Origin of the sequence: Amycolatopsis sp. 195334CR (assembly GCF_017309385.1) — a bacterium.
Classification (GTDB): Bacteria; Actinomycetota; Actinomycetes; order Mycobacteriales; family Pseudonocardiaceae; genus Amycolatopsis.
Map to the genome: position 1 here is coordinate 2,368,252 of NZ_JAFJMJ010000002.1, position 23,494 is coordinate 2,391,745.

18 protein-coding genes are annotated in these 23,494 nt (G+C 71.4%); 11 read left to right on the forward strand and 7 right to left on the reverse strand.

What is annotated here, in order from left to right; genetic code table 11:
• Positions 1–13: 13 nt before the first annotated feature.
• The 6 genes from JYK18_RS33785 to JYK18_RS33810 are packed head-to-tail and all read right to left on the reverse strand — an operon-like array spanning position 14 to position 8,095.
• Positions 14–1,441, reverse strand: a complete 1,428-nt coding sequence (locus tag JYK18_RS33785) for an aldehyde dehydrogenase family protein (protein WP_206807459.1) — start codon at positions 1,439–1,441, stop codon at positions 14–16.
• A 21-nt stretch (positions 1,442–1,462) separates the two neighbouring features.
• The gene (locus JYK18_RS33790) at positions 1,463–2,518 is read right to left on the reverse strand and encodes a zinc-binding dehydrogenase (protein ID WP_206807460.1); all 1,056 of its coding nucleotides are present in this window, start codon (positions 2,516–2,518) and stop codon (positions 1,463–1,465) included.
• Positions 2,519–2,529: 11 nt separating this feature from the next.
• Complete coding sequence (locus JYK18_RS33795; protein WP_206807461.1) at positions 2,530–3,717, reverse strand: cytochrome P450; 1,188 nt, start codon at positions 3,715–3,717, stop codon at positions 2,530–2,532.
• 14 nt (positions 3,718–3,731) lie between these two features.
• Positions 3,732–4,790: a class I SAM-dependent methyltransferase gene (locus JYK18_RS33800; protein WP_206807462.1), complete on the reverse strand. Its 1,059-nt coding sequence runs from the start codon at positions 4,788–4,790 to the stop codon at positions 3,732–3,734.
• Positions 4,791–4,818: 28 nt separating this feature from the next.
• On the reverse strand, positions 4,819–6,618 hold the full coding sequence (locus JYK18_RS33805; protein ID WP_206807463.1) for a gamma-glutamyltransferase family protein: 1,800 nt from the start codon (positions 6,616–6,618) through the stop codon (positions 4,819–4,821).
• Between the two features lie 4 nt (positions 6,619–6,622).
• On the reverse strand, positions 6,623–8,095 hold the full coding sequence (locus JYK18_RS33810; protein ID WP_206807464.1) for an FAD-binding protein: 1,473 nt from the start codon (positions 8,093–8,095) through the stop codon (positions 6,623–6,625).
• Between the two features lie 358 nt (positions 8,096–8,453).
• On the opposite strand from JYK18_RS33810, the gene JYK18_RS33815 reads away from it, so the two are divergent.
• From JYK18_RS33815 to JYK18_RS33865, 11 genes are read left to right on the forward strand one after another with little or no spacing between them, the layout of a single operon-like run.
• Entirely contained in the window at positions 8,454–8,924 is a 471-nt protein-coding gene (locus JYK18_RS33815) for a VOC family protein (RefSeq protein ID WP_206807465.1), read from the forward strand.
• Positions 8,921–9,805, forward strand: coding sequence for an L-tyrosine 3-hydroxylase (locus JYK18_RS33820; protein ID WP_206807466.1), 885 nt, complete (start codon positions 8,921–8,923; stop codon positions 9,803–9,805). The genes JYK18_RS33815 and JYK18_RS33820 overlap by 4 nt, the downstream gene beginning before the upstream one ends.
• On the forward strand, positions 9,802–10,695 hold the full coding sequence (locus JYK18_RS33825; RefSeq protein WP_206807467.1) for an LLM class flavin-dependent oxidoreductase: 894 nt from the start codon (positions 9,802–9,804) through the stop codon (positions 10,693–10,695). The genes JYK18_RS33820 and JYK18_RS33825 overlap by 4 nt, the downstream gene beginning before the upstream one ends.
• A complete protein-coding gene (locus tag JYK18_RS33830; RefSeq protein ID WP_242582372.1) occupies positions 10,686–11,498 on the forward strand; it encodes a phenazine biosynthesis protein PhzF in 813 nt (270 codons plus the stop codon). Before JYK18_RS33825 ends, JYK18_RS33830 begins: the two co-directional genes overlap by 10 nt.
• Positions 11,495–12,655, forward strand: a complete 1,161-nt coding sequence (locus JYK18_RS33835) for an aminotransferase class V-fold PLP-dependent enzyme (RefSeq protein WP_206807468.1) — start codon at positions 11,495–11,497, stop codon at positions 12,653–12,655. The genes JYK18_RS33830 and JYK18_RS33835 overlap by 4 nt, the downstream gene beginning before the upstream one ends.
• Positions 12,652–13,437, forward strand: a complete 786-nt coding sequence (locus JYK18_RS33840; protein WP_206807469.1) for a tryptophan 2,3-dioxygenase — start codon at positions 12,652–12,654, stop codon at positions 13,435–13,437. Before JYK18_RS33835 ends, JYK18_RS33840 begins: the two co-directional genes overlap by 4 nt.
• Positions 13,438–13,463: 26 nt before the next feature.
• Complete coding sequence (locus JYK18_RS33845) at positions 13,464–14,534, forward strand: methyltransferase (RefSeq protein ID WP_206807470.1); 1,071 nt, start codon at positions 13,464–13,466, stop codon at positions 14,532–14,534.
• On the forward strand, positions 14,527–15,354 hold the full coding sequence (locus JYK18_RS33850; RefSeq protein WP_206807471.1) for an alpha/beta hydrolase: 828 nt from the start codon (positions 14,527–14,529) through the stop codon (positions 15,352–15,354). Before JYK18_RS33845 ends, JYK18_RS33850 begins: the two co-directional genes overlap by 8 nt.
• Entirely contained in the window at positions 15,351–17,063 is a 1,713-nt protein-coding gene (locus JYK18_RS33855) for an amino acid adenylation domain-containing protein (RefSeq protein WP_206807472.1), read from the forward strand. Before JYK18_RS33850 ends, JYK18_RS33855 begins: the two co-directional genes overlap by 4 nt.
• A 7-nt stretch (positions 17,064–17,070) precedes the next feature.
• Positions 17,071–21,243, forward strand: a complete 4,173-nt coding sequence (locus JYK18_RS33860; protein ID WP_206807473.1) for a thioester reductase domain-containing protein — start codon at positions 17,071–17,073, stop codon at positions 21,241–21,243.
• The gene (locus tag JYK18_RS33865) at positions 21,236–22,618 is read left to right on the forward strand and encodes an NAD(P)/FAD-dependent oxidoreductase (protein WP_206807474.1); all 1,383 of its coding nucleotides are present in this window, start codon (positions 21,236–21,238) and stop codon (positions 22,616–22,618) included. The genes JYK18_RS33860 and JYK18_RS33865 overlap by 8 nt, the downstream gene beginning before the upstream one ends.
• A 14-nt stretch (positions 22,619–22,632) precedes the next feature.
• Here JYK18_RS33865 and JYK18_RS33870 read toward each other — a convergent pair whose 3' ends face one another.
• Positions 22,633–23,334: a response regulator transcription factor gene (locus tag JYK18_RS33870; RefSeq protein WP_206807475.1), complete on the reverse strand. Its 702-nt coding sequence runs from the start codon at positions 23,332–23,334 to the stop codon at positions 22,633–22,635.
• Positions 23,335–23,494 lie beyond the last annotated feature (160 nt).

Here is a 23,494-nt window from a genome sequence, read left to right on the forward strand (position 1 = left end):
GGCTGTGTGGGTGCTAGGCAGGGGTGAGGGAGGTCCAGACGGTTTTGGGCTCCAGGTACGACTCGACGCCTGGTTGGCCCATTTCGCGGCCTGAGCCGGAGGCTTTGACGCCGCCGAAGGGGGCGGCGGGGTCGCCGGCGGACCAGGTGTTGAGGTAGACCACGCCTGCTCGCAACCGCGCGGCGAGGGTGTGGGCGTTCCCCAGGTTCCGCGTCCACACCCCGGCGGCCAGGCCGTAGTCGGTGTCGTGCGCGTACTCCACGACTTCCGAGAGGTCGTCGAAGGGGGTGGCGACCAGGACCGGGCCGAAGATCTCCTCCCGCGCGATGCGCATGTCCGGCTTGACGTCGATGAAGAGGGTCGGCCGGATGTAGTAGCCACCGTCCAGCGCGGGAGGAGGCACGTCGCCGTGGAGGGTGGCGCCGGAGGCGACGCCGTCTTCGACGAAGGCCCGCACTCGCTGGTACTGCTCAGCCGAGATCAGGGGACCGTGTTCCGTCGCGGGGTCCAGTGCCGGCCCGACGACAGCCGTCGAGGCTCGGTCGACCAGGCCGGACACCACCTCGTCGAAGACGCTGTGGTGCACGAACAGGCGGGAGGCGGCGTAGCAAGCCTGACCCGAGTTCCCGTAGATCCCCTGGTACGAACCAGCGATGGCGGCATCGAGGTCCGCATCGGCGAGGATGATGTTCGGGCTCTTCCCGCCGAGCTCCAGGGTGAGGCGTTTGAGCCCAGCGCCCGCCTTCGCCCCGATTTCGCGGCCGACGGCTGTCGACCCGGTGAAGGCGATCTTGTCCACGTCCGGGTGGTCCACCAGCAGCGACCCCGTCTCGCCATCGCCGGTGAGGACGTTGACCGTGCCGGGTGGGAAGCCTGCTTCGACGATCAGTTCCGCCAGGCGCAGTGCCGTCAACGGCGTTTGCTCGGCGGGCTTCAGCACCACGGTGCACCCGGCGGCCAGCGCGGCGCCCAGCTTCCACGACGTCATGAGCAGCGGGAAGTTCCACGGCAGGATCTGCGCGACGACCCCGACCGGTTCCTGCCGGGTGTAACAAAGGGTGTCCGGCATGGCGACCGGGATCGTGCGTCCCTCCAGTTTGGTCGGCCAGCCGCTGAAGTAGCGGAACTGGGCCACCGCACCCGGGACGTCCATCGAGGTGGTGGCGCTGATCGGCTTGCCGCCGTCGCGCGACTCCAGTTCCGCCAACTCCCCGGCGTTCGCCTCGACGAGATCGGCGAGCCTGCCCAGCAGCCGCCCGCGTTCGATGGCGGGCAGCGCGCCCCACGGACCCTCCAACGCCAGCCGGGCCGCGCGCACGGCCGAGTCGACGTCCGCGGCGCCCGCGTGCGCCACCTCGGTGATGCGCTCCCCGGTGGACGGATCCACCGTCTCGAAGGTCCGTCCGTCCGCCGCGCGCACGAAATCGCCGTTGATGTGCATGGGGCTCCTCCCGGAGTGAGATCAGAACCGGTCGATCACGGTGATGCCGCTCGTGCCGAAGTCGCTCATCTCGGCGAGCACCTGCCCGGCCCGCGCCAGCGGAACCGTCTGCCGCACGATGTCCTGCGGAGCCAGCTTCCCGGAATCGACCAGGGAAAGCAGTTGCGGGTAGCTGCTGTGCGGATTGCCGTGCGAGCCGATAACGGACAGCTCCCGTGTGGTGAGCACGTCGATCGGCAGGGCGATCTGCCCGGCGTCCTCGGAGCTGGTGAGTCCGATTTGGACGTGACGGCCGCCCTTGCGCAGCGAGAGCACCGAGTTCACCACGGTGGTGCGTGAGCCGACGGCGTCGATGGAGACGTGCGCACCGCCGTCGCTCAACTCCTGCACGGCGGCGGGGACATCGGCCGTCTCGCTCGCGTCCACTGTGTACGACGCCCCCTGCTTCTCGGCGAGCGCGAGCTTCCCGGGATCCAGGTCGATCGCGATCACCGAGGCGCCGGCCGCGGCGGCGATCTGGACGGCCGACAGCCCCACCCCACCCGCTCCGTGCACGGCGACCCATTCACCGGGGCGCACCCGCCCCTGGCCGCTGATGGCGTGGAACGCGGTCATGAAGCGGCAGCCGATCGCGCTGGCCGCCACCGAGCTGACCGACTCGGGCACCGGCACGCAGTTGAAGTCCGCGTTCGGGATGTCCACGAACTCGGCGTATCCGCCGTCGCGCGACATCCCGAGCGCCTGCATGTGGTCGCAGAGGTTGGCGTGGCCCGACCGGCAGTGCGCGCAGGCACCGCACGCCAGGTGGAACGGCACGGTGACCCGGCTGCCCACCGCCACCGAACGCACCTCCGGCCCGGCGGCGACCACCTCACCGACGATCTCGTGCCCCAGCGTCCTGGGCAGCGGGATCTGCCCGGCCAGCCAGCCCCAGTCCCCGTGCCAGGCGTGCCAGTCGCTGCGGCAGATGCCCGAGGCGAGCACGGCGAGCACCACGCCGTCGGGTTCGGGTGCCGGGTCGGCGAGCTCGCGCAGGGCGAGCGGCGAACCGTATTCGACCAGTTGTGCCACCTTCATCTCAGGCCACCTCAGCGGATGCGGACGGGGAGGCTGTCCAGCCCCCGGGTGATGTTGTTCGGGGTACGGGCGGGCTCCCCGGTCAGTTCGATCGTGCTCGCCCGCTTCACCAGCGCGCCGAACAGCGCGTGCGCCTCGATCGACGCCAGCGAACGCCCGGGGCAGTTGTGCACGCCGAAGCCGAAGCCCATGCTGTCGGCCGGGTTGCGGCGCACCTGGTAGCTGTCGGGGTCGGGGAAGTGCCGCTCGTCCCGGTTGGCCGAACCGTAGGAGTGCACGATCCGGGCACCCTCCGGGATGCGGACGCCGTCGACCTCGGCCTCACGGGTGGTCACCCGGGAGAAGAACTGCAGCGGTGACTCCATCCGGACGCCTTCGAGAAAGGCGCTGGGCACCAGTTTCGGGTCCTCGCGCAGGATCGCCCACTGCTCCGGGTTCCGCGCCAGCAGCCACAACGTGCTCGACACCCCGGCGATCGTGGTGTCCAGCCCGGCGCAGGCGTAGGCGCTCATCGTCAGCAGCGCCTCGTCCTCGGTGATCTCCCCGCGATCCGCCGCCGCCCACACGATCTGCCCGAAGCTCTCGGGCAGCAGCTTGTCCGCGGTGGCATCGGTCGCCAGGTACCGCATCAGGCTTTGGATAGCGGGGAACGCCGAGGCCTGCCGCTCGCCGGCCGGGCCCATGAAGTCGAACCCGCCGAGTGCCCAGTCCAGGATCTTCTCGCGGTGCTCGTTGCGCGGGAAGCCGATCAGGTCCATCACCACGTCGACCGGCAGCTTGCGGGCGAAGTCGGTGACGCCGTCGAACTCACCGCGGCGCATCAGGTCGTCGACCAGCTCGTCGGCCAGGCGTCCGATGTCGTCGGCGACCTTGCGCACGTACTTCGGGCGCAGCGCGTCGTCGAGCACCTTGCGCAGCTTGCGGTGCCGCGGCGGGTCCATCGCCAGCACCGAGTCCACCGACATCTCGTTGGCGGTCGGGTTCATCGCGATGCCCCGCGCGGAGCTGAACGTCTCCCAGTCGGTCAGCTCCGCGCGCACCTGGTCGTAGCGGAACAGGCCGTAGAGGTCGTACTCGGTCAGGTAGACCACCGGCCCGAGCTCGCGCAGCGTCCGGTAGTGCGGGAACGGGTCGTGGAGCACTTCGGTGGAGAACAGGTCCAGCCCGGTTTCCACGGCCGAGGTCTCTGTTGTGGTCACGATCGGTCCTCCGGCTAGCTCGTCGGTGCCGCCAGGTCGTAGAAGCAGATGCGGGGGCCCGCTCCGGGCCGCGAGTACACCCGTCGGCACCGCAGGCTGGACCGGTCGAACACGTCGAGCCAGGCCGACCGGTCGCGGGGCAGGCCCTGCCCGGTGAGCACGTGGATGAGGAAGAAGTCGTCGTCGTTCTCCCGGCCGTCGTAGCGCAGTTCCGGCTCACCGACCAGGAGGATCTTCTGCTGGGGGAACAGTTCCGCGATCTCGTCCAGCAGGTCGACCACGGCCTGCTCACCGTTGCGGAAGTGCTCGTGCAGCGTGCTCATCATGCACAGCCCGTCGGCCTCGGCGCAGATCTCCGGCCAGGTCCGCGGGGCGAAGGCGTCGCCGACGACGAACTCCACGCGGTCGCCGACCCCGGCGCGCCGGGCCAGCTCGTTCGCGACGTCGATGGCACCGGGATCGATGTCCAGGCCGATGCCGGTGAGCTCGGGGTCGCGCACGCAGGCGTCCACGATGGACTGACCGCCTCCGCAGCCGATGTCCAGCATCCGCCGGACACCCCGCTCCCGCATGGCGCCGAGCACGACCGGGGTGTGGAAGACGGAGAACAGGGTGGCGCAGTGGGCACCGAGTTCCGCGCCGTCGCGGACCACGTCCGCGCCGTAGGTGGCCTTCCCGGTGAGCAGGTCGCCGATCCGGTTGGTCACCCCGCCGTACGCGCCGACGTAGACGCCGAGGCGCGCGAGCGAGACGTCGGTGGTGAGGAACTCGCCGAGGCGGGTCAGGAAGAACTCCTCGCCCCTGGTCTCCAGCACGCCGCGCTGCACCAGGTACTGCAGGAAACCGGCGCCGAGCTCCGGGTCGAGCCCGGTCAGCAGGTCGTCGGCGGTGCGCCGCGGGCCGTCGCGGAGCCGATCCCGCAGCGGGGTCTCGCCCAGCGCGCGCACCGCGTGGCAGACGTGCATCGCGCTGATCATCTCGGGCAGGTCGGACATTGTGAACGCCTGCCACTCCCGGCGCTGCGCCTCGTCCTGCAACTCGACGAACTCCGGGCGGTTGCCGATGAGCACCATCACTTCATCCCTTCAGGGGTCGTCTGTCCTACTCGCACACCGCGTAGGCGTGCCTGCCGCGCGGGCTCGCCGCGGCCCGCACGAAGCCGTCGCCGGGGGTGAACCCGGTGGTGCAGACCCGGCCCAGCGAGTACGCCGGCACCAGCTCCACCTCGTGGCCGCGGCTTTCCAGGTCCTGGACCACCTCGGGGTCGCAGGTCTCTTCGGCCACCAGCACGCCGGGACGGCTCGCGTGCGGGGTGAACGACGCGGGCACCGCGTCGGTGTGGAAGGTGGTGGTCTCGGTCGCGCTCTGCAGGTCCATCCCGAAGTCGGCGACGTTGAGGAAGAACTGGAGCGTCCACTGGTCCTGCCGGTCGCCGCCGGGCGTGCCGAACGCGACGAACGGCTTGCCGTCCTGGAGCACCACGGTCGGGCTGAGCGTGGTGCGCGGCCGCTTGCCACCCGCCAGCGAGTTCGGGTGCCCCTCGACCAGGTGCATCGACTGCCCGCGGGTGCCCAGCGGGAAGCCGAGCGCGCCGATCGCCGGGGAGCTCTTCAGCCAGCCACCGCTCGGCGTCGCGGCCACCGTGTTGCCGTGGCGGTCGACCGCGGTGACCGTGCAGGTGTCGGCCTTGGCCGTGGTGGCCTGGAGGATCGTCGGCAGGCCGCTCTGCAGCTGCCACTGCCACTCCTGGTCCGCGGTCACCGTGTCCGGTGTGGACGGTGGCGGCAGGAACGAGCGGCGGCCGCCGGGTTCACCGGGTACCAGCTCCGGCGCGGCCTTCGCCTCGACCAGTGCGCGGCGCTGCCGGGTGTAGTCCGGGGCGAGCAGCCCGGTCAGCGGCACTTCGCTGAACGCCGGATCGCCGTACCACGCCTCCCGGTCGGCCATGGCGAGCTTGGTGCACTCCACCACCGTGTGCACGTAGTCGGCACTGCCCGGGCCCATGCCCGCCACGTCGAAGCCGTCGAGCAGGGCGAGTTGCTGGAGGAACACCGGGCCCTGCGACCACGGGCCCGGCTTGAACACCTGGTACGGCCCGTAGTGGTGGTTCGGCGCGTTCTCCACGGTCGGCTGCCAGCCGGCGAGGTCGTCGGCGGTGAGCAGGCCGCGGTGCCGCCTGCCGGTGGCGTCCAGCATCGGACCGGATTCGAGGAAGTCGGTGATCTCCTCGGCGACGAACCCTTTGTAGAAGGCGTCGTGCGCGGCCTGGATCTGCGCTTCGCGGTCGGTCGAGGCGGACTCGGCCGCCTTGATCAGCTGCTGGTAGGTGTGCGCCAGCACCGGGTTGCGGAACCGGCTGCCCGCCACGGGTGCGGGCCCGCCGGTCAGGTAGGTCCTGGCCGAGCCGTGCCATTCCTGCTGGAACAGCGGGGCGAGCACGGTGATGGCGCGCGCGGTCTCCGGCAGCAGCGGGAAGCCGTGCTCGGCGTACCCGATGGCCGGTTCGAGCACGTCGGCCACGCGCATGGTGCCGAACTCGGCGAGCAGCCGCATCCAGCCGCCGAACGCGCCGGGCACGCAGGCGGGCAGGAGGCCGGAGCCGGGGATCGCGTTCAGTCCGAGTTCGGTGAAGGTGTCGATGCCGGCGGCTTCGGGCATCGGGCCCTGGCCGCAGATCGCCTGGACGTCGTCGCGCCCGGCCCGGTGCGCCACGATCGAGACGTCCCCGCCGGGGCCGTTGAAGTGCGGCTCCACCACCTGGAGCACAAAACCGGCGGCGATGGCGGCGTCGAAGGCGTTGCCGCCCCTGGCCAGTATCCGCATCCCGGTGGCCGAAGCCAGCCAGTGCGTGCTGGCCACGGCGCCCGAGGTGCCCTGGAGTTCGGGTTTCGACGGAAGCATGCGGTTACCCCCTGCTGGAGTCGTCGGTCGGGAAGATGCCGGGACCGGGGCAGAGCACGCCTCCGGGGTCGAACCGGGTCTTCGCTTCGCGGAACGCGGGCCATCGGCCGCCGTAGTGCGTGCGCCAGTCTTCCGCGCTGAACCGCACCGAGCCGATCGGGTAGAGCACCGCGCCGAACTCGTCGCGGGCACGGGCGAACATGCGTGAGTTGCGGTCGAGCATCTCCTCGACGTAGACCGGGTCGGCACCCGGTGTCTCGGAGGTGGTGTTGAGGTCGAGCACGAAGACCCACGGTGAGCCGTCGGCTTCGGGGACCGGCGGGTACGGCCTGGTCAGGTGCTCGCGGCGTTGCGGGTAGAGCAGGCTGATGCCGTACGGGCCGAGGTCGCGCGGGGTGAGCGACCGGTGCACCTCGGCCACGTAGTCCTCAATGGACTCACCCGGCAGCCACACGTCGTACCAGGGCTTGAGGAGCCGGTCCCAGCTCACGTTCGCCCGCATGTCGTCGACGAACGTGTCGATGGAGAAGACGTAGTCGAGGTAGCCGGTGTCGTCGACCACCGGCTCGGCGGCGAGCCCACCGGCGGCGGCCTGGTCGTTCGGTGGCGTGTCCTCGTTGTAGAAGACCGTGGCGTACAGCTTGTGCGTGGGATCGGCGCCCGGTGGGTACAGCTCGGCGTAGACGTGGTCGATGCCGGGGCGGTCGATCACCTCGCGCAGGTCGCGGAAGAACGCCGCGTTGTCGGTGTGGGCCAGCACGTAGGTGCGGGCGCGCTGCCGGGCGGGCACGAGTTCGACGACCGCCTTGGTGATCACACCGCACTGGCCGAGCCCGCCGAGGACCGCCTCGAACAGCTCGGGGTTCCGCGTGGCGGAGCAGCGTTCGATCTCGCCCGCGCCGGTGACCACTTCGAGTTCGCGCACGTGATCGACCTGCAGCCCGGTGCGCAGGCCGCCGACGAGCCCGCCGAGGCCGCCCATCGACAGCGTGCCGCCCACGGTCAGCGAGGTGTACCCGGTGACCGCCGGTGGCGTGCGCGAGTGCTCGAAGGCGGCGCTGACCAGGTCCTTCCACAGGATCCCGGCGTCCACCTCGGCCAGTTCCGGGCCGAGCGAGTGGATCCGGTCCAGGTGGCGCATCTCGATCACCAGCCCGGCCGAGAGCGCCTGGCCGTAGGTGGTGTGCGCCTGGCCCCTGGTCGACACCGGGATGGCGTAGGCACGGCAGAAGCGGAGCATCGCGGCGACGTCGTCCGCCGAGCCGGGGCGCAGCACCGCGCACGGCCGCTGGTCGGCGATGTTGCCGAGATCGGTGGCGGCCGCGTCGCGGGCGACCGGGTCGACCAGCAGTGCGCCGTCGAGCTCGGGCGCGGTGGCGAACGAAAGGCTGCTCGCCCCGGGGCCGGGCAACCACTGGCGGTCGACCGGATCGAACCCCACCACCGCGGTGCCCGCGGAATCCGGGCGGATCGTCATCACGTCTCCCGTCGAATAGGTTCCATTCCTGCTGACCCGACGGTATTACCGGGAACCGGGGCGGCACACTCAACGAACTTTGAACTCCTCGTCAAACTCCGTTGAGCTGCCCCGGGGTCACCGCGAGGTAATTCGATCGGTGCAATCCGGGCCCGCCGACGGCCTCCGGATTGCACCGGGTGCAGTACGCGCGAAATGTTCCGCCCGCAGTCGATGACCCCGGGTGCAACCGACGTCGCCCCGGGTACACGAAGGCCCCCAGCAGGGATTTAAGAGTTCCTTGAAGATCATTTGATTGCACCCGGCGCGGCCCGGCCACCAGCATGAGAAGTGCGCATTCGCGACGGAAGGGCATCCGATGAACGGGCTGGAGATCGCGCCGAGAGTGCACCACCTCGCCATTCAGACCGATGACGTGGACACCACGGTCACCTGGTACCGGGAATTCCTCGGCGCCACGGTGGAGTGGTCGCTCGACTGTTTCTCGCCGCTGACCCGCGAGCGGTTACCCGGAATCCGGAAACTGGTCGAACTGAAAAAGGGCGACCTGCGGTTCCACGTCTTCGACCGCGCCGGGCACAGCCAGGCCGGCCCCGACCCGCTCGGCTACCAGTACCAGCACGTCGGGATCACGGTGGACGACCCGGAACAGCTGGTGGCACTGCGCGAGCAGTGGCTGCGGGCGCGTGAGCGGGTCGACTTCGACTGGCCGCGCGAGGAACCGCCGACCGACATCGTGGTCGACGACGACGGCATGCAGAGCCTGTACGTGCTCGACCCCAACGGCCTCGAACTCGAGTTCGTCTGCTTTCCCGGGGCGGGCTCGTGAGCGGGCGGGCGGTGCACGGGCCCTGCCCGCCGGTGCTGGTGCCGCGGCTGCTGTTCATGCCGCCGACGAGCCACGCGCTGGAGATCTGGCCGGACGCCGCGCACGGCGGTGAACCGGGCGACCGGGACCTGCCCGGGTACGACGTCTTCGGCGCGCACCCGGTCGACGCCCAGCAGCTGTTCTGGTTCCGCTGGATCGTCGGCCACCAGGTCTCCTTCGTGCTGTGGCGGGCCATGTGCGACGTCCTGTGGCACCACCCCGACGACTCGCCCGGCGAACGCGAACTCGACCTGCTGGCCACCTGCGTCGACGGCTACAGCGCGATGCTGCTCTACTCGTCGACCGTGCCGCGGGCGCACTACCACGCCCACACCCGGGTGCGGATGGTGTTGCAGCACCCGTCGTTCAGCGGGACCTGGGCGCCGGACTACCGACCGGTCCGCAAGCTGTTCCGCGGCAAGCTGCCCTGGCAGCACGACTGGGCGCCGCTGGAGGAAGCGGTGGCGCGCAACGCCGTCACCCACGACCACATCGCCGACCACCTGGTGCCGGACGGGCGGTCCCTGCTGCAGCAGTCCGCCGGCGCGCCCGGGGTGACCGTGTCCAGGGAGAAGGAAGACCTCTACGACAACTTCTTCCTGACCATCCGGCGCCCGGTGAGCCACGTCGAACTGGTCTCGCAGCTGGATTCGCGGCTCGGCGAACTGGCCACCGACCTCACCCACAACGGGCTGTACCCCAACGTCGGCGGGCGCCACCACCCGGTGGTCTCCGGCGGTTCCGACGAGCTGGTGAAGCCGCTGGTCACCGGGGTGCTCGAGGTGCTGGACCGGGCCACGCGCCTGGTCCACGAGACGCGGCTGGAGGAAGTGCGCTCATGAAGCACGGCATCGTGGTGCTGCCCGAGCACGAGTGGAAGGCCGCCGCCGAGCGCTGGCGGGCCGCCGAACAGCTCGGCTACCACCACGCGTGGACCTACGACCACCTGATGTGGCGCTGGTTCGCCGACCGCCGGTGGTACGGCTCGATCCCGACGCTGTCCGCCGCGGCCACCGCCACCGGTTCGATCGGCCTCGGCGTGCTGGTGGCCACGCCCAACTTCCGCCACCCCGTGGCACTGGCCAAGGACCTGGTCACCGTGGACGACATCGCCGGAGGGCGGCTGATCTGCGGCCTGGGGGCCGGGGCACCCGGCCACGATGTGGGCCTGCTCGGTGAGGAGCCGCTGAGCCCCGGCGAGCGCGCCGACCGGTTCGAGGCGTTCGTCGAACTGCTCGACGCGGTGCTGGTCCAGGGCGACATCGAGCACGAATCGCGCTGGTACACCGCGAACGGCGTGACCTTCCACCCGCGGGCCGAGGACGGGCGGCGGCTGCCGTTCGCGGTCGCCGCGACCGGGCCGCGCGGGATGGCGCTGGCCGCCGGGTTCGCCCAGTACTGGGTCACCTCCGGCCCGCCGGCCGACTTCAGCGGACGGCCGCTGGCCGAGGTGCTGCCCGCGCTGCGCCGCCAACTCCGGGGCGTGGACGCGGCGTGCGAACGGCTGGGGCGCGATCCCGCGTCGCTGAACAGGATCTTCGTGGCCGACGCGTCGGTCGGCGGGATCACCGGCTCGGTGGCCGCCTACGAGGACGCCGCGGGCGAACTGGCCGAGGCGGGGTTCACCGACCTCGTCGTGCACTGGCCCCGGCCCGACCAGCCCTATCGGGGCGACGAACAGGTAGTTGTCGATTTCGCCGAGAAGCACCTGGCAGGCAAGTCATGCGAGTGACCACAGTGGACATGTTCGGCGCGGCGCCGGGCCGGGGGAGCGCGCTGGACGTGCTGAACCCGGACGGGCCGTGTGACGAGACCGCGCTCGCCGAAGCGGCCGAGCACGCGAAGCGCCGGGACGCCGACGAGCACGCGCTGGTGAGCGCACTCGACCGGCCACAAAGGACCTTCGGGTCGCGGATCTTCAACACCGGCGGGGAAACCCCGTTCGCCACGCACTCGCTGGCCGGGGTGGCCGCGTGCCTGGTCCGGGAGCACCAGCTGCCCACCGGCGAGGTGGGCCGCGCGGCCGAAGCGGGCTGCCAGTGGCTGTGGACCGACGGCACCACCGTCCGGGTGCCCTTCGACGGGCCCGCCGTGCACCAGGAACTGCCCCACGACTCCGAGGTTTTCGGGCCCTACGACGGTGTGGGACACGCCGGTGGGGTCGGCCGGGCGTTCAACTTCCTGCGCGTCAGCGAGGACCCGCGCACGCTGCCCGCGCCGGATCTGGACCGGATGCGGGAGCTGGCGGTCACCGACTTCACCCTGTTCCGCTGGGACCCGGACAAGCACGAGGTGCTGGCGCGGGTGTTCGCCCCCGGTTTCGGGCTGCCCGAGGACGCGGGCTGCCTGCCGGCCGCCGCGGCGCTCGGCGCCACCGGGCTGCGCTACGCCGAGGGCGACCCGGCACCGGTGACGGTCCGCCAGGTCACGCGGCGCGGCAACGAGTCCGTGTTCCACTGCACCGGCGAGATCCGCGATGGCCGGGCGAGCGTGTGCGTCACTTCGCGGGTCTGGGTCGATCGGGGTGCCGCATGACCGCCACCCGGGAACTGGCCACCGGTTTCGACACCGGCGGGGTCATCCACCTGAACGGCAACTCCCTGGGCCCGCCCCGGGAGAGCCTGGTCGCCGAACTGGAACGCGTGGTGTCGGGGCAGTGGGCACGGCGCCAGGTGCAGGGCTGGTTCGAGGACGGCTGGCTGGACCTGCCGCGCACGGTCGGCGACAAGCTGGGCACCCTGCTCGGCGCGGCACCCGGCCAGGTCGTGGTGGCCGGGGAGACCACCTCGTCGACCCTGTTCAACGCGATGGTGGCCGCCTGCCGCCTGCGCGAGCGCCCGGACCTGCTGGTCGACGCCGACTCGTTCCCCACCGATCTCTACATCGCGGCTTCGGTGGCGAAGCTGTTGAACCGACAGCTTGTTGTCAAATCTGGGCACGAGTTCGACGCCTACCTGGCCGAGCGCGGCACCCGGGTGACCGCCGCGGTCGCCGCACCGGTCGACTTCCGCACCGGGCGGCGCCGCGACATCGGCTCGCTCACCGCGCTGGCCCGCCGCGCCGGAGCCGTGTCGGTGTGGGACCTCAGCCACGCCGCCGGGGTGCTGCCGTGCGACCTGGACGCCCACGACGTGGACCTCGCCGTCGGCTGCGGGTACAAGTACCTCGGCGGCGGGCCGGGCGCACCGGCCTTCCTGTACCTGGCCGCCCGGTTGCGGTCCACTGTGGACTTCCCGCTGGCCGGCTGGCACGGGCACGCCAGGCCGTTCGCCATGGTGCCGGAGTTCGAACCGGCGCCGGACGTGGACCGGGCGCGCACCGGCACACCGCCGCTGCTCAGCCTGATCGGCCTGGACCACGCGCTCGACCCGCTGGTCGAGACCGGCATCCACGCCCTGCGCGAACGCAGTCGCGCGCTCGGTGAGTCCTTCTTGGACCACCTCGGGGAGCGTCGCCCCGACCTGCTGCGGGAACTCGTCTCGCCGCGCGACGCCGAGTCCCGCGGTGCGCACCTCGCGCTCCGCGTCCCGGATGCCGAGCGGGCCGAACGCGTGCTCGCCGAGCGCGGTGTGCTCGTCGACCACCGGCATCCCGACCTGATCCGGTTCGCCTTCGCGCCGTTGTACGTGACGCACGACCAGGTGCGGCGCGCGGTGGACGCACTGAGCCACGCCGTGGAGGGAGCGCGATGACCCAGGCACCCGAGTACGTCGCCTACGCCAGGATGGACGAACTGCACCAGTTGCAGCACCCGCGCAGCGAAGCGCGCGGTGAGCTGAACTTCATCCTGCTCAGCCACGTCAAGGAACTGCTGTTCCGGGCGGTGATCGACGACCTCGACTGCGCCCGCCACGCGCTGCGGCACGACGACGTGCCACGCGCCTGCCTGGCGTTGTCGCGGGCCACGCGCACCCAGCGGGTGCTGGTGAGCTGCTGGGAATCGCTCAACGGCATGTCGGCCGACGAGTTCGTGGCCTTCCGGCACGTGCTCAACGACGCGTCCGGGGTGCAGTCCTTCGCCTACCGCACCCTGGAGTTCGTGATGGGCAACCGGCCGCGCCGCCAGGTGGAGGCCGCGCACCAGGACGGGCACACGCTGCTGCGGGCCGAACTGGCCAAGCCCTCGCTGTACGACGTGGTGCTGCAGTACCTGGCGCGGCAGGGGTTCTCCATGCCCGCCGACTGCGTGGACGGCCCGACGACGCGGCAGCACGAACCCAGTTCGCTGGTCGAGGACGCGTGGCTGGAGATCTACCGGCACCCCGACCGCCACCCCGGCGCGCACCGGCTGGCCGAGGCGCTGCTGGAGGTCGCCTACCAGTTCTCCTGCTGGCGGGCCACGCACCTGCTGGTGGTCGAACGCATGCTCGGCGGGAAGGGCGGGACCGGCGGCAGCGACGGCGCCGCGTGGCTGCGCACGATCAACGAGCACCGGTTCTTCCCGGAACTGTGGACCTTTCGCACCAGGCTCTAGCAAGCACCGATCGACGGAGGAGCACGATGGATCACCGCACGGGGAGCGACACCCTGACCAAACCGGTCGACCTGAGTTCGCTGGTGCCGGTGCTGTTCGGGTTCGCGGCCTTCCAGCAGTTGCGGGCGGCTTCGGAACTGCAGCTGTTCGAGTACCTCACGCTGAACGGACCGTCCACCTGCGACCAGGTGGCCGACGGGCTCGGCCTGCCGGTGAAGTCGGCGCGCAAACTGCTGCTCGGCACTACCTCACTGGGCCTGACCGAACGCGAAGACCACCGGTACGGCCTGTCCGGGCAGTTGCGCGCGGCGTTCGACGACGGCACCTGGCCGTTGATCCGCAACATCATCGACTTCCAGCAGCAGCTGTCCTACGCCCCGGCGCACGAGTACGCCGAATCGCTGCGGACCGGGAAGAACCAGGGCCTCAAGCACGTGCCCGGCACCGGCACCAACCTCTACGCCCGGCTGGAACAGACCCCGGAGCTGGAGAACCTGTTCTACCGCGGCATGCATTCGTGGTCGGAGCTGTCGAACCCGGTGCTGCTGCGGCAGGTGGACTACACCGGGGTGCGCCGGGTGCTGGACGTGGGCGGGGGCAGCGCGGTCAACGCGATCGCGCTGGCGCGGGCGCACCCGCACCTGCGGGCGACGGTGTTCGACCTCGAAGGCGCGGTCGAGGTGGCGCGGGACAACATCGCCGCCGCCGGGCTCGGCGACCGGATCGACGTGGCCGCCGGCGACATGTTCGGCGATCCCATGCCCGCCGGGTACGACCTGGTGCTGTTCGCCCACCAGTTCGTGATCTGGTCGCCGGAGCAGAACCAGGCGCTGCTCAAGCAGGCCTACGAGGCGCTGGAGCCCGGCGGCCGGGTGGTGGTGTTCAACGCCTTCGCCGCCGACGACGGCAGCGGCCCGCTCTACACCGCGCTGGACAACGTCTACTTCGCGACGCTGCCCTCGGAGGACTCGACGATCTACGAATGGCACGAGCACGAGGAATGGCTGCTCGCCGCCGGGTTCACCGACATCAAGCGGGTGCACAACGAGGGCTGGACCCCGCACGGGGTCATCGAGGGGCGCAAGCCCGATGCGTGAGCTGGACCTCGGGTACTCACCGAGCGCGGTCGCCCGCGACCCGGGCGGGTCGCTGCGGCGGTACCGGTCGCGCGGCGACGACGCCCGCGCCCGGCTCGACGTGGACGAGGCGGTGCGGTACGGGAGGAACCCCGGCGAACGCTGCCACGTGTTCCCCGGCGGCCCGTCGGCACTGGTCTTCGTGCACGGCGGTCACTGGCAGGAATCCGGCATCGACGACGCGTGCTTCGCCGCCTCGGACGCCGTCGCGAACGGGTACACCTTCGTGGCCGTCGGGTACGGGCTGGCGCCGGCCCGCACGGTGCCCGAGATGATCACCTCGGTGGCGCGGGCACTGACCTGGCTCGCCGAATCCGGGGCGCGGTACGGGATCGATCCCCACCGCCTGCACGTCGCAGGCAGCAGCGCGGGGGCGCACCTGCTCGCCGCGGCGCTGGCCGTCGGCGACACCCCGCGCGTGCGCGGCGCCTGCCTGCTCAGCGGGCTCTACGACCTCACCGAGGTGCCGTACACCTACGTCAACGAAGCGGTCGGTCTCACCCCCGAGCAGGCGCGGGAGTGCAGCCCGGTGCGGATGCCCGTGCCCGCGTGCGACTCGGTGCTGCTCGCCGCCGGGCAGCACGAGACGCCGACCTACCTGCGCCAGCACGAGGAGTACCTGGCGCACCTGAGCGCCCTGGGGGTCCCGGTGACCGGGCGGATCGTGCCTGGCCGGGACCACTTCGACCTGCCGCTGGACCTGGCGGACCCGGCCACCCCACTGGGGCGGGCCTGTCTGGCGCGGTGGCGGACCACGGAAGGACCGGTGACTTCGCGATGACGACGATCGACCAGGCCTTCGCCGACGCCGTGCGGGAGCACGCCACCCGCGAGGCGATCTCCGACGGGCAGACCACGCTGACCTACGCCGAACTCGACGCGGTGTCCAACCAACTGGCCAGGGCACTGCACGCGCGGCACCTGCTGCCGGGCGAACCGGTCGGCGTGCACCTCGACCGCGGCCTGGCCACCTACGAGGTGTTCCTCGGCATTCTCAAGGCCGGGCTGGTGGTGCTGCCGTTCAACCCGCGGCACCCCGGCGAGCACAAGGCGCAGATGGTCCGCGCGGCCGGGCCGGTGCTCACCGTGACCGACGGGGACCCGCCCGACGGCCTGCCCGCCGAATCGTGCCTGCCGGTGGCGGACCTGTTCGCCGAAGCGGCGGAGCTGCCCGTGGAACCGGTGCGGCCGAGGACGTTCACCGAGGCACCGGCGTTCATCCTGTTCACCTCGGGCTCGACCGGTGTGCCCAAGGGCGTGCTGATCGCCCACCGCGGGATCGCCAGGGTGGCGCGGAACCTCACCGGGTTCACCCCGGGGCCGCACGACCGGTTCCTGCAGCTCGCGCAGCCGGCGTTCGCCGCGTCGACCACCGACATCTGGACCTGCCTGCTGCGTGGCGGGCGGCTGTTCGCAGCACCGCAGGAGGTGCCGCCGCTCGGCGACCTCGCGCGGCTGATCGAGCGCGAGCGGATCACCGTGCTGAACCTGCCGGTCGGGCTGTTCAACCTGCTCGTGGAGCACCACCCGGAGACCATCGCGCAGGCGTCCTCGGTGATCGTCAGCGGCGACTTCCCGTCCACCGACCACCTCGAACGGGCGCTCGCGGTGGTCGGCGGTGACCTGTTCAACGCCTTCGGCTGCACGGAGAACTCGGCGCTGACCGCGGTGCACAAGATCACCGCGGCGGACCTGGACACCGCCGAGATCCCGGTCGGCCGCCCGATGCCGTCGGTGGAGATGACCGTGCGGGACGAGGAACTCCGCGAATGCCCGCCCGGCCTGATCGGGGAACTGTGCATCGCGGGCGACGGCGTGGCATTGGGGTACCTCGGCGACCAGGTGCAGACCGAGAAGAAGTTCATGCGCTACGAGGGCGGCCGCCTGCTGCGCACCGGTGACCTGGCCAAGCTGACCGAGGACGGCGAGATCGTGCTGGCCGGGCGGACCGACCAGATGCTCAAGGTCCGGGGGTTCCGGGTGGAGCCGCGGCACGTCGAGGTGACCGCCGAGGAGTTCCCCGGGATCCACCAGGCCGTGGCGCAGGCCGTTTCGGACCAGCTGGTGCTGTGGTGCGTGCCATCGCCCGAGCACGAGTTCTCCGAACGCGAAGTGCTGGAGCTCCTGCGGGCGCGGTTGCCCGACTACATGGTGCCCTCGCGGGTGCGGGCACTGGAGTCCTTCCCGCGCAACGCCAACGGCAAGATCGACCGGAAGGCGCTGGCTGCGCGGCTGGACACCGGCGCGAGCACCGGGCCCGCCACCGACCGGCTGACCGCGGTGGTCCATTCGACGCTCACCGACGTGGCGGGCAACCAGGAGATCGGCCCGGACGACCGCCTGCTGGAACGCGGGGTCACCTCCCTGCACCTGATCGACTTCGGCGCCCGGCTCGAGGAGCTGACCGGTGTGGTGCTGGCCCCCGACGAGATCGTCGGCGCGGGCACCGCCCACGGCGTCGCCGACCTGATCCGCACCAAGCGCTCCTGAGGTAGAGATGACTACCACCAGCCTGCGATCGGCGCCCCGGCGACTGCCCGCGTCCCCGGCCCAGCCCGGCCTGTGGTTCGCCAGTGCCTACGGCGCCGATCCCACCGCGTACAACCAGCCGCTCGTGCTGCGCCCGCGCGTACCGCTGGACCACACCACGCTCGCCGACGCGCTGAGCGTGGTGCACCAGGCGCATTCCGCACTGCGCACCACCTTCGAGGCCGACGGCGAACTGCGGCAGGTGGTGCACGAGCACCTGGAGCCGAGCGTCGACGTGCACGCGTTCCCCGGCGGGGACCCGGAAACCTGGGTGGCCGAGCAGGTGGCGGAGATCGCGGCCACCGTGTTCGACCTGCACGAGGGACCCCTCGCGAGGGTGCGCCACCTGCGGCTCGGCGCCGGGCGGCCGAGCGTGCTGGTGTTCAACATCCACCACACCGTGTTCGACGGCCTGTCCTGGAAGACCTACCTGCGTCAGCTGGAAGCCGCCTACACCGCGTTGTTCGACGGCCGCGAACCCGAGGTGCGGCCGGAACGCCAGGCGGAAGAGGCCTACGAGCGCTGGTCGCGGCGCGTGGGCTCGCCGCGGTACTGGGTGGACAAGCTCGCCGACGCCCCGGCGGCACCGCCGATCGGCCTGCCCGGCGAGGAACCCCGGCGCAACGCCACCCACCACCTCGCCCTGGACGAGCAGGTGTCCGCGCGGGTGCGGGAGTTCTGCGCGGCCGAAGGCGTCACCACCAGCATGTTCTTCGTGGCGCTCTGCTTCGTCCTGCTGCACCGGCAGACGCGGCAGGACGACCTCCTGCTCGGCGTGCCGATCAGCGTCCGCGACAGCGGGGACGCCGAGGTGATCGGCCACCTCACCAACACCGTGGTGCTGCGCCACCGGCTGGCCGTCGACGGCACCGCCCGTGACGTGCTGAGGGCGGTGAAGCGCGACCTGCTCGACGCGCTGCGGCATCGGCACACGCCGCTGGAGTCGGTGGTCAGCGAGCTGCGCGCGGCCGGGTCCGGTGAGCTGTTCAACGCGATGATCACCGTGATGCCGTGGGAGGCGCGGAACCTGGGCCTGCGGGACTGGGGCGTGGAGACCTGGGAGCACCCGCCGGGCGGGGCGAAGTACGACCTGGCGATCGTGGTGGACGAGCGGCCGGACCGGTACACGCTGATCGTCGAGCACACCGGCGGCGAGGCATTCACCGCGTTCTTGGCGCAGCGCCTGGAAACACTGGTCGGGTCGGTGCTCACCGACCCGGACGAGAAGGTCCGCGACCTGCGCTGGACGAGCATCGAGGAGGAGCGGGCGACCAGCGAGCTGTGCGCCCGCCGGACCGCCGCGCCCGAACTGGGCACCGAGCTGACCACCGACCTGATCCAGACCACCGGGGGACCGGCGGTGGTCGCGGACGGCACGAGCACGGACTACGCCTCCCTGGCCCAGCGCGCGGAGGCGGTCGCCGCCTGGCTCGCGGCGCGGGGGATCCGGGACGGGCAGCCGGTCGCGGTGCTGATGAGGCCCGGACTCGACCTGGTGACGGCGGTGCTCGGCATCCTGCGCGCGGGCGGCGCCTACGTCGTGCTCGACCCCGGGCAACCGGTGGAACGGCTGGACTTCCAGCTGGAGGACTGCGGCGCGCAGATCGTGCTGCGCGAACTCCCCGAAGCCAGCGGGCCGGTCGAGGGGCCGCGGAAATCCCCTCGGGACACCGCGTACATCGTCTACACCTCGGGGTCCACCGGCCGGCCCAAGGGCGTCGAGCTGACCGAGGCCACGCTGGCCAACCTGGTGCACAACCAGGCCGGGCCGCCGATGCGCACGCTGCAGTACATGCCACCGGCCTTCGACGTGTTCGCCATCGAGGTCTTCGGGGCCCTGGGCAACGGCGGCACGCTGGTCATCCCGCCCGCTTCGGCGCGCACCGACTTCGAAGAGTTGGCCGCGCTGCTGCGCGACGAGCGGATCGAGCGGGTGTTCTTCCCGTACGTCGCGCTGCGGGAACTGGCCGCCGTCCTGCGTTCGTCCACAGTGGACCTGCCGGACCTGCGCGAGGTGTACGTCACCGGTGAGCGGCTGGTGGTCACCGACGACCTGCGCGAGATGTTCCGGCGGTGCCCGGACGCCCGGCTGATCAACGCCTACGGCCCGTCCGAGGCGCACCTGTGCAGCGCGGACCGGCTCCCGGCCGATCCGGGGGAGTGGCCCGCGCTGCCGTCGATCGGCCGGGTGGTCGACGGGGTCGACGCCTACGTGTTCAGCGACACCGAGGCGGCGCAGGTCGCGCCGTTCGGGGTGGAGGGCGAGCTGTGCGTCGCGGGCCCGGTCGTCTCGCCCGGCTACCTCGGCTTGCCGGAGAAGACGCGGCAGTCGATGATCCCGGATCCGTTCGTGCCGGGGCACCTGATGTACCGGACCGGCGACGTGGTCGTGCTGGCCCCGGACGGGCGCCTGCACTACCGCGGGCGCGCGGACGACCAGGTCAAGATCCAGGGCTACCGCGTGGAACCCGGTGAGGTCGAGGCCGCGCTGGAACGGGAACTCGGGGTGGACGCGGCGGCGGTGATCGCGGTGACGTCCGGTCAGGACCGCGTGCTGCGCGCGTTCGTGCAGGGCGAGCCGCCGGCGGACTGGCGCAGCCGCCTCGGGGCCGTGCTGCCCGGCTACCTGATCCCCCGCGACGTGACCAGGGTCGACACCTTCCCGGTGAACGTGAACGGCAAGACCGACCGTCGCGCGCTGGAGGCGATCCCGGCGACCGCACCGCCCGAAGAACCCGCGGAGTGGACCGCTCAGGAGCGGGAGATGGCCGAGGTGTGGGCCGAGGTGCTGGAGCACCCGCCCGCGTCGCGGGACACCGACTTTTTCGCCCTCGGCGGCAATTCGCTGCTTGCGGCCCGGCTGCACCGGCTGGTCAAGCAGCGCTTCGACACCGAGGTCGGGCTGTCGGCGTTGCTGAGCACCCCGACCGTGCCCGGCATGACCCGCAGTCTCGTCACCACCACCGCGGAACTCGATCTCCGCGCGGAGGCCCGGCTCGGCGAGCTCGTCGTGGGGGAGCGGCGGGAGCCGGTGAACGGGGTGGTCCTGCTCACCGGGGCCACCGGTTTCCTGGGCAGCCACCTGCTCGACGAGTTGCAGCGGACCGGGCACCGCGTGCGCTGCCTGATCCGCGCGGACAGCGTCGCCGAGGCACGGCAGCGCCTGCGCGAGACGTTCGAGAAGTTCGCCATCGACCCGTCGCGGCTGGACGAAGCCGAGATCTGCCTGGGCGATCTCGCCGCGGAACGGCTCGGGCTCGACGACTTCGAAGCGCGGGCCCGGGAGGTCACCGAGGTCTACCACGCGGCCGCGCACATCAACTTCGTCGTGCCGTACCACACGGTCAAGCGCACCAACGTCGACGGACTGCGGGAACTGCTCGGCTTCTGCGGGGTCAACCGCACGCCGCTGCGCCTGATCTCCACCCTGGGTGTGTTCCCGCCCGACGACACCACCGGGCTGGTCGAGGAGGACACCGTTCCCGGTGACCCCGCGTCGCTGGGCATCGGGTACTCGCAGAGCAAGTGGGTGGCCGAACAGCTCGCGCTGGCGGCGCGGCGGGCCGGGTTGCCGGTGACGCTGCACCGCGTGGGCCGCATCGGCGGGCACAGCCGGACCGGCGCCTGCCGGCACGACGACTTCTTCTGGTTGCAGCTGAAGGGATTCGCCCTGCTCGGCTGCTACCCCGAGGAGGTCACCGAGGCACCGGCGGTGGACCTGCTGCCGGTGGACTACGTGGCGCGGGCGCTGATCACGCTGTCCGAAGCCGAACCGGACGACGAGAACTGGCACCTTTACCACGCGGAGGGCCTAGACTGGCCCACCATCCTCGACACCATCCGCGACCAGGGTTATCCGACCGCGCCCACCGCGCAGACCCGGTGGATGGCCGAGCTGGAACACCAGGTCGAGACCCGCGGTGAGGGACTGGGCCCGCTGGTGCCGATGATGCGCGAGGGCGTGCTGCGCCTGGGCGCGATCACCTTCGGCAACGAGAAGACCCGGCGCGCGCTGGCCGAGGCCGGCTGCCCGCCACCACCGGCGGACCCGGACTGGCTCCGCCGGATGTTCGAGTACTTCCGCGCCGCCGGGGCCGTGCCGCCGCCGGCCGGGACCGATCCGGGAGGTCGTCATGCCTGAGTTCGAGCCGCGTTCGGTGGTGATCATCGGCGCCGGGCCGGTGGGGTGCGCCCTGGCCACGCTGCTGCGGCGGCAGGGCCTGGAAGTGGACGTGTTCGAGCGGGGCGCGGCGTCGGCGGGCACCGGGTCCGGGCACTCGTTCAACCTCACGCTCACCTCGCGCGGCCTGGACTGCCTGCCCAAATCGGTCCGGCGGCGGCTCTACCTGCAGGGTTCGGTGCTGGTCAAGCGGATCATCCACCACCGCGACGGCGCGATCTCCACCCAGCCCTACGGCGCCACGAACGCGCACCACCTGCTGTCCATCCCGCGCGGGGTGCTCCAGGACATCCTGCGTGACCAGGCGTTGCGCGCGGGCGCGCGGATCCACTACGGGCAGGCGTGCGTGGACGTCGACCCGGGCCGTCCGGCCGCGTTGCTGCGCAGTGCCGACGGCACCACCACCTGGGCCGCCGGTGAACTGCTGGTCGCCTGCGACGGGGCCAACAGCGCGGTGCGCGGTGCGATCGCCACCGACCACCCCGCCGAGCTGTGGGTGGACCGCGACACGATCCCGCACGGTTACGCGGAGATCACCATGGACTACGGCGACGCCGATCCCACCGGCATGCACCTGTGGCCGCGAGACGACCACTTCCTGCAGGCCCAGCCGAACCGGGACCAGACCTTCACCACGAGCCTGTTCAAACCGCTGGCCGGCGGCACCCGGCACTTCTCCGAGCTGACCTCGCCCGAGCAGGTCCGCGAGCACTGCGCGACCGAGTTCCCCGACGTGTTCGTGCGGATGGCCGGGGTCGGCAAGGACCTGACCAACCGCGGGCCTGGGCTGCTGCGGATCGTCAACTGCGGCCCGTACCACCACCGGCGCACGGTGCTGGTCGGCGACGCCGCGCACGCCGTGGTCCCGTTCTTCGGGCAGGGCATCAACTGCAGCTTCGAGGACGTCGCGACGCTGGCCCGGTTGCTGGAGAAGTTCCAGTTCGCGGCCCGCTGGGAGAGCGGTCCGATCGCGGAGGCGGTGGCCGAGGAGTACAGCGACGCGCGGGTCGCGGCCGGGCACGCGCTGGCCGAACTCTCGCTGCGCAACTTCGAGGAGCTGTCGAACCACGTGAACAGCCCGGCGTTCCTGGCCCGCCGGGCGCTGGAGGCGCGGCTGCACGAGCAGCACCCGGACCTGTTCACCCCGCTCTACCAGCTGGTGGCGTTCACCAACGTGCCCTACGACGTGGCGCAGCGGCTGCACCGGGAGGCGAGCGAGGTGCTGGACGCGGCCTGTCTCGGCCGGGACCCGCGGCGTGACCAGGACGCCATCATCGACGAGTTCGTCCGGCGGTACGACCGCGGCCTGGTCCCGGCGAGGCGGCGGGCCGGATGAGGGCGCCCGCCGTGCTACCCGGCGGCCCCGCCGGACCGGCCCGCGTCGGCGGGGTCCGGTTCGGGGGTCTGCTCGTTGAACCGGAAGCCGACCCCGCGCACGGTGATGATCCAGTGCGCGGAGCCGAGCTTCTTGCGGATGCTGCTCAGGTGCGTGTCGATGGTCCGGCTGGCCAGCGAGGTCACCTCCTCGCCGACGTTGTCGTAGGCCCAGATCCGCCGCAGCAGCTCCGCCCTGGTGAACACCTTGTCCGGTTCACCGGCGAGCAGGCGCAGCAGCTCGAACTCCTTGCGGGTCAGCTCGACCGGCTGGTCGCCGAGCCGGACCTCGCGCAGGGCGGGGCAGATCTCCAGCCGCCCGGCGCTGAGCGTGGGCTGGGTGGCCATCCGGACCCGCCGCAGCAGCGCCTCGATGCGCGCCATCAGCTCCCGGCTGCGGTACGGCTTGGCGATGCAGTCGTCACACCCGCCCTCCAGCGCGAGCACGCGGTCGAGCTCGCGGAGCGAGGCGAAGCCGATCATCGGGATGTCGCTGGCGTTGCGGATCTCCCGGCACAGGGTCAGGCCGTCGAAGTCGGTCAGGTCCAGATCGATGAGCACCACGTCGAAGCTGCGGTAGGAGGCCATCGCCGCGGCACCGGTGGAGGCCGATTCGGCCTCGAAGCCGTGGCGGCGGAGGTCGTTGACCATCTCTTCGAGGCCCTCGCAATCCGCCACGACCAGCACATGTGGGCCAGGGTGGAACAATGCGCCGTCTCCTTCTACCGCCTCAGGTGACTAAAAGTGACTATCCAGGTGAGCAAATCGGCGGCACCAACGATAACACCGTGCCAGAACCGGCGCATTCCGACGGCCTCGGCCTGTGGGTACATTTACC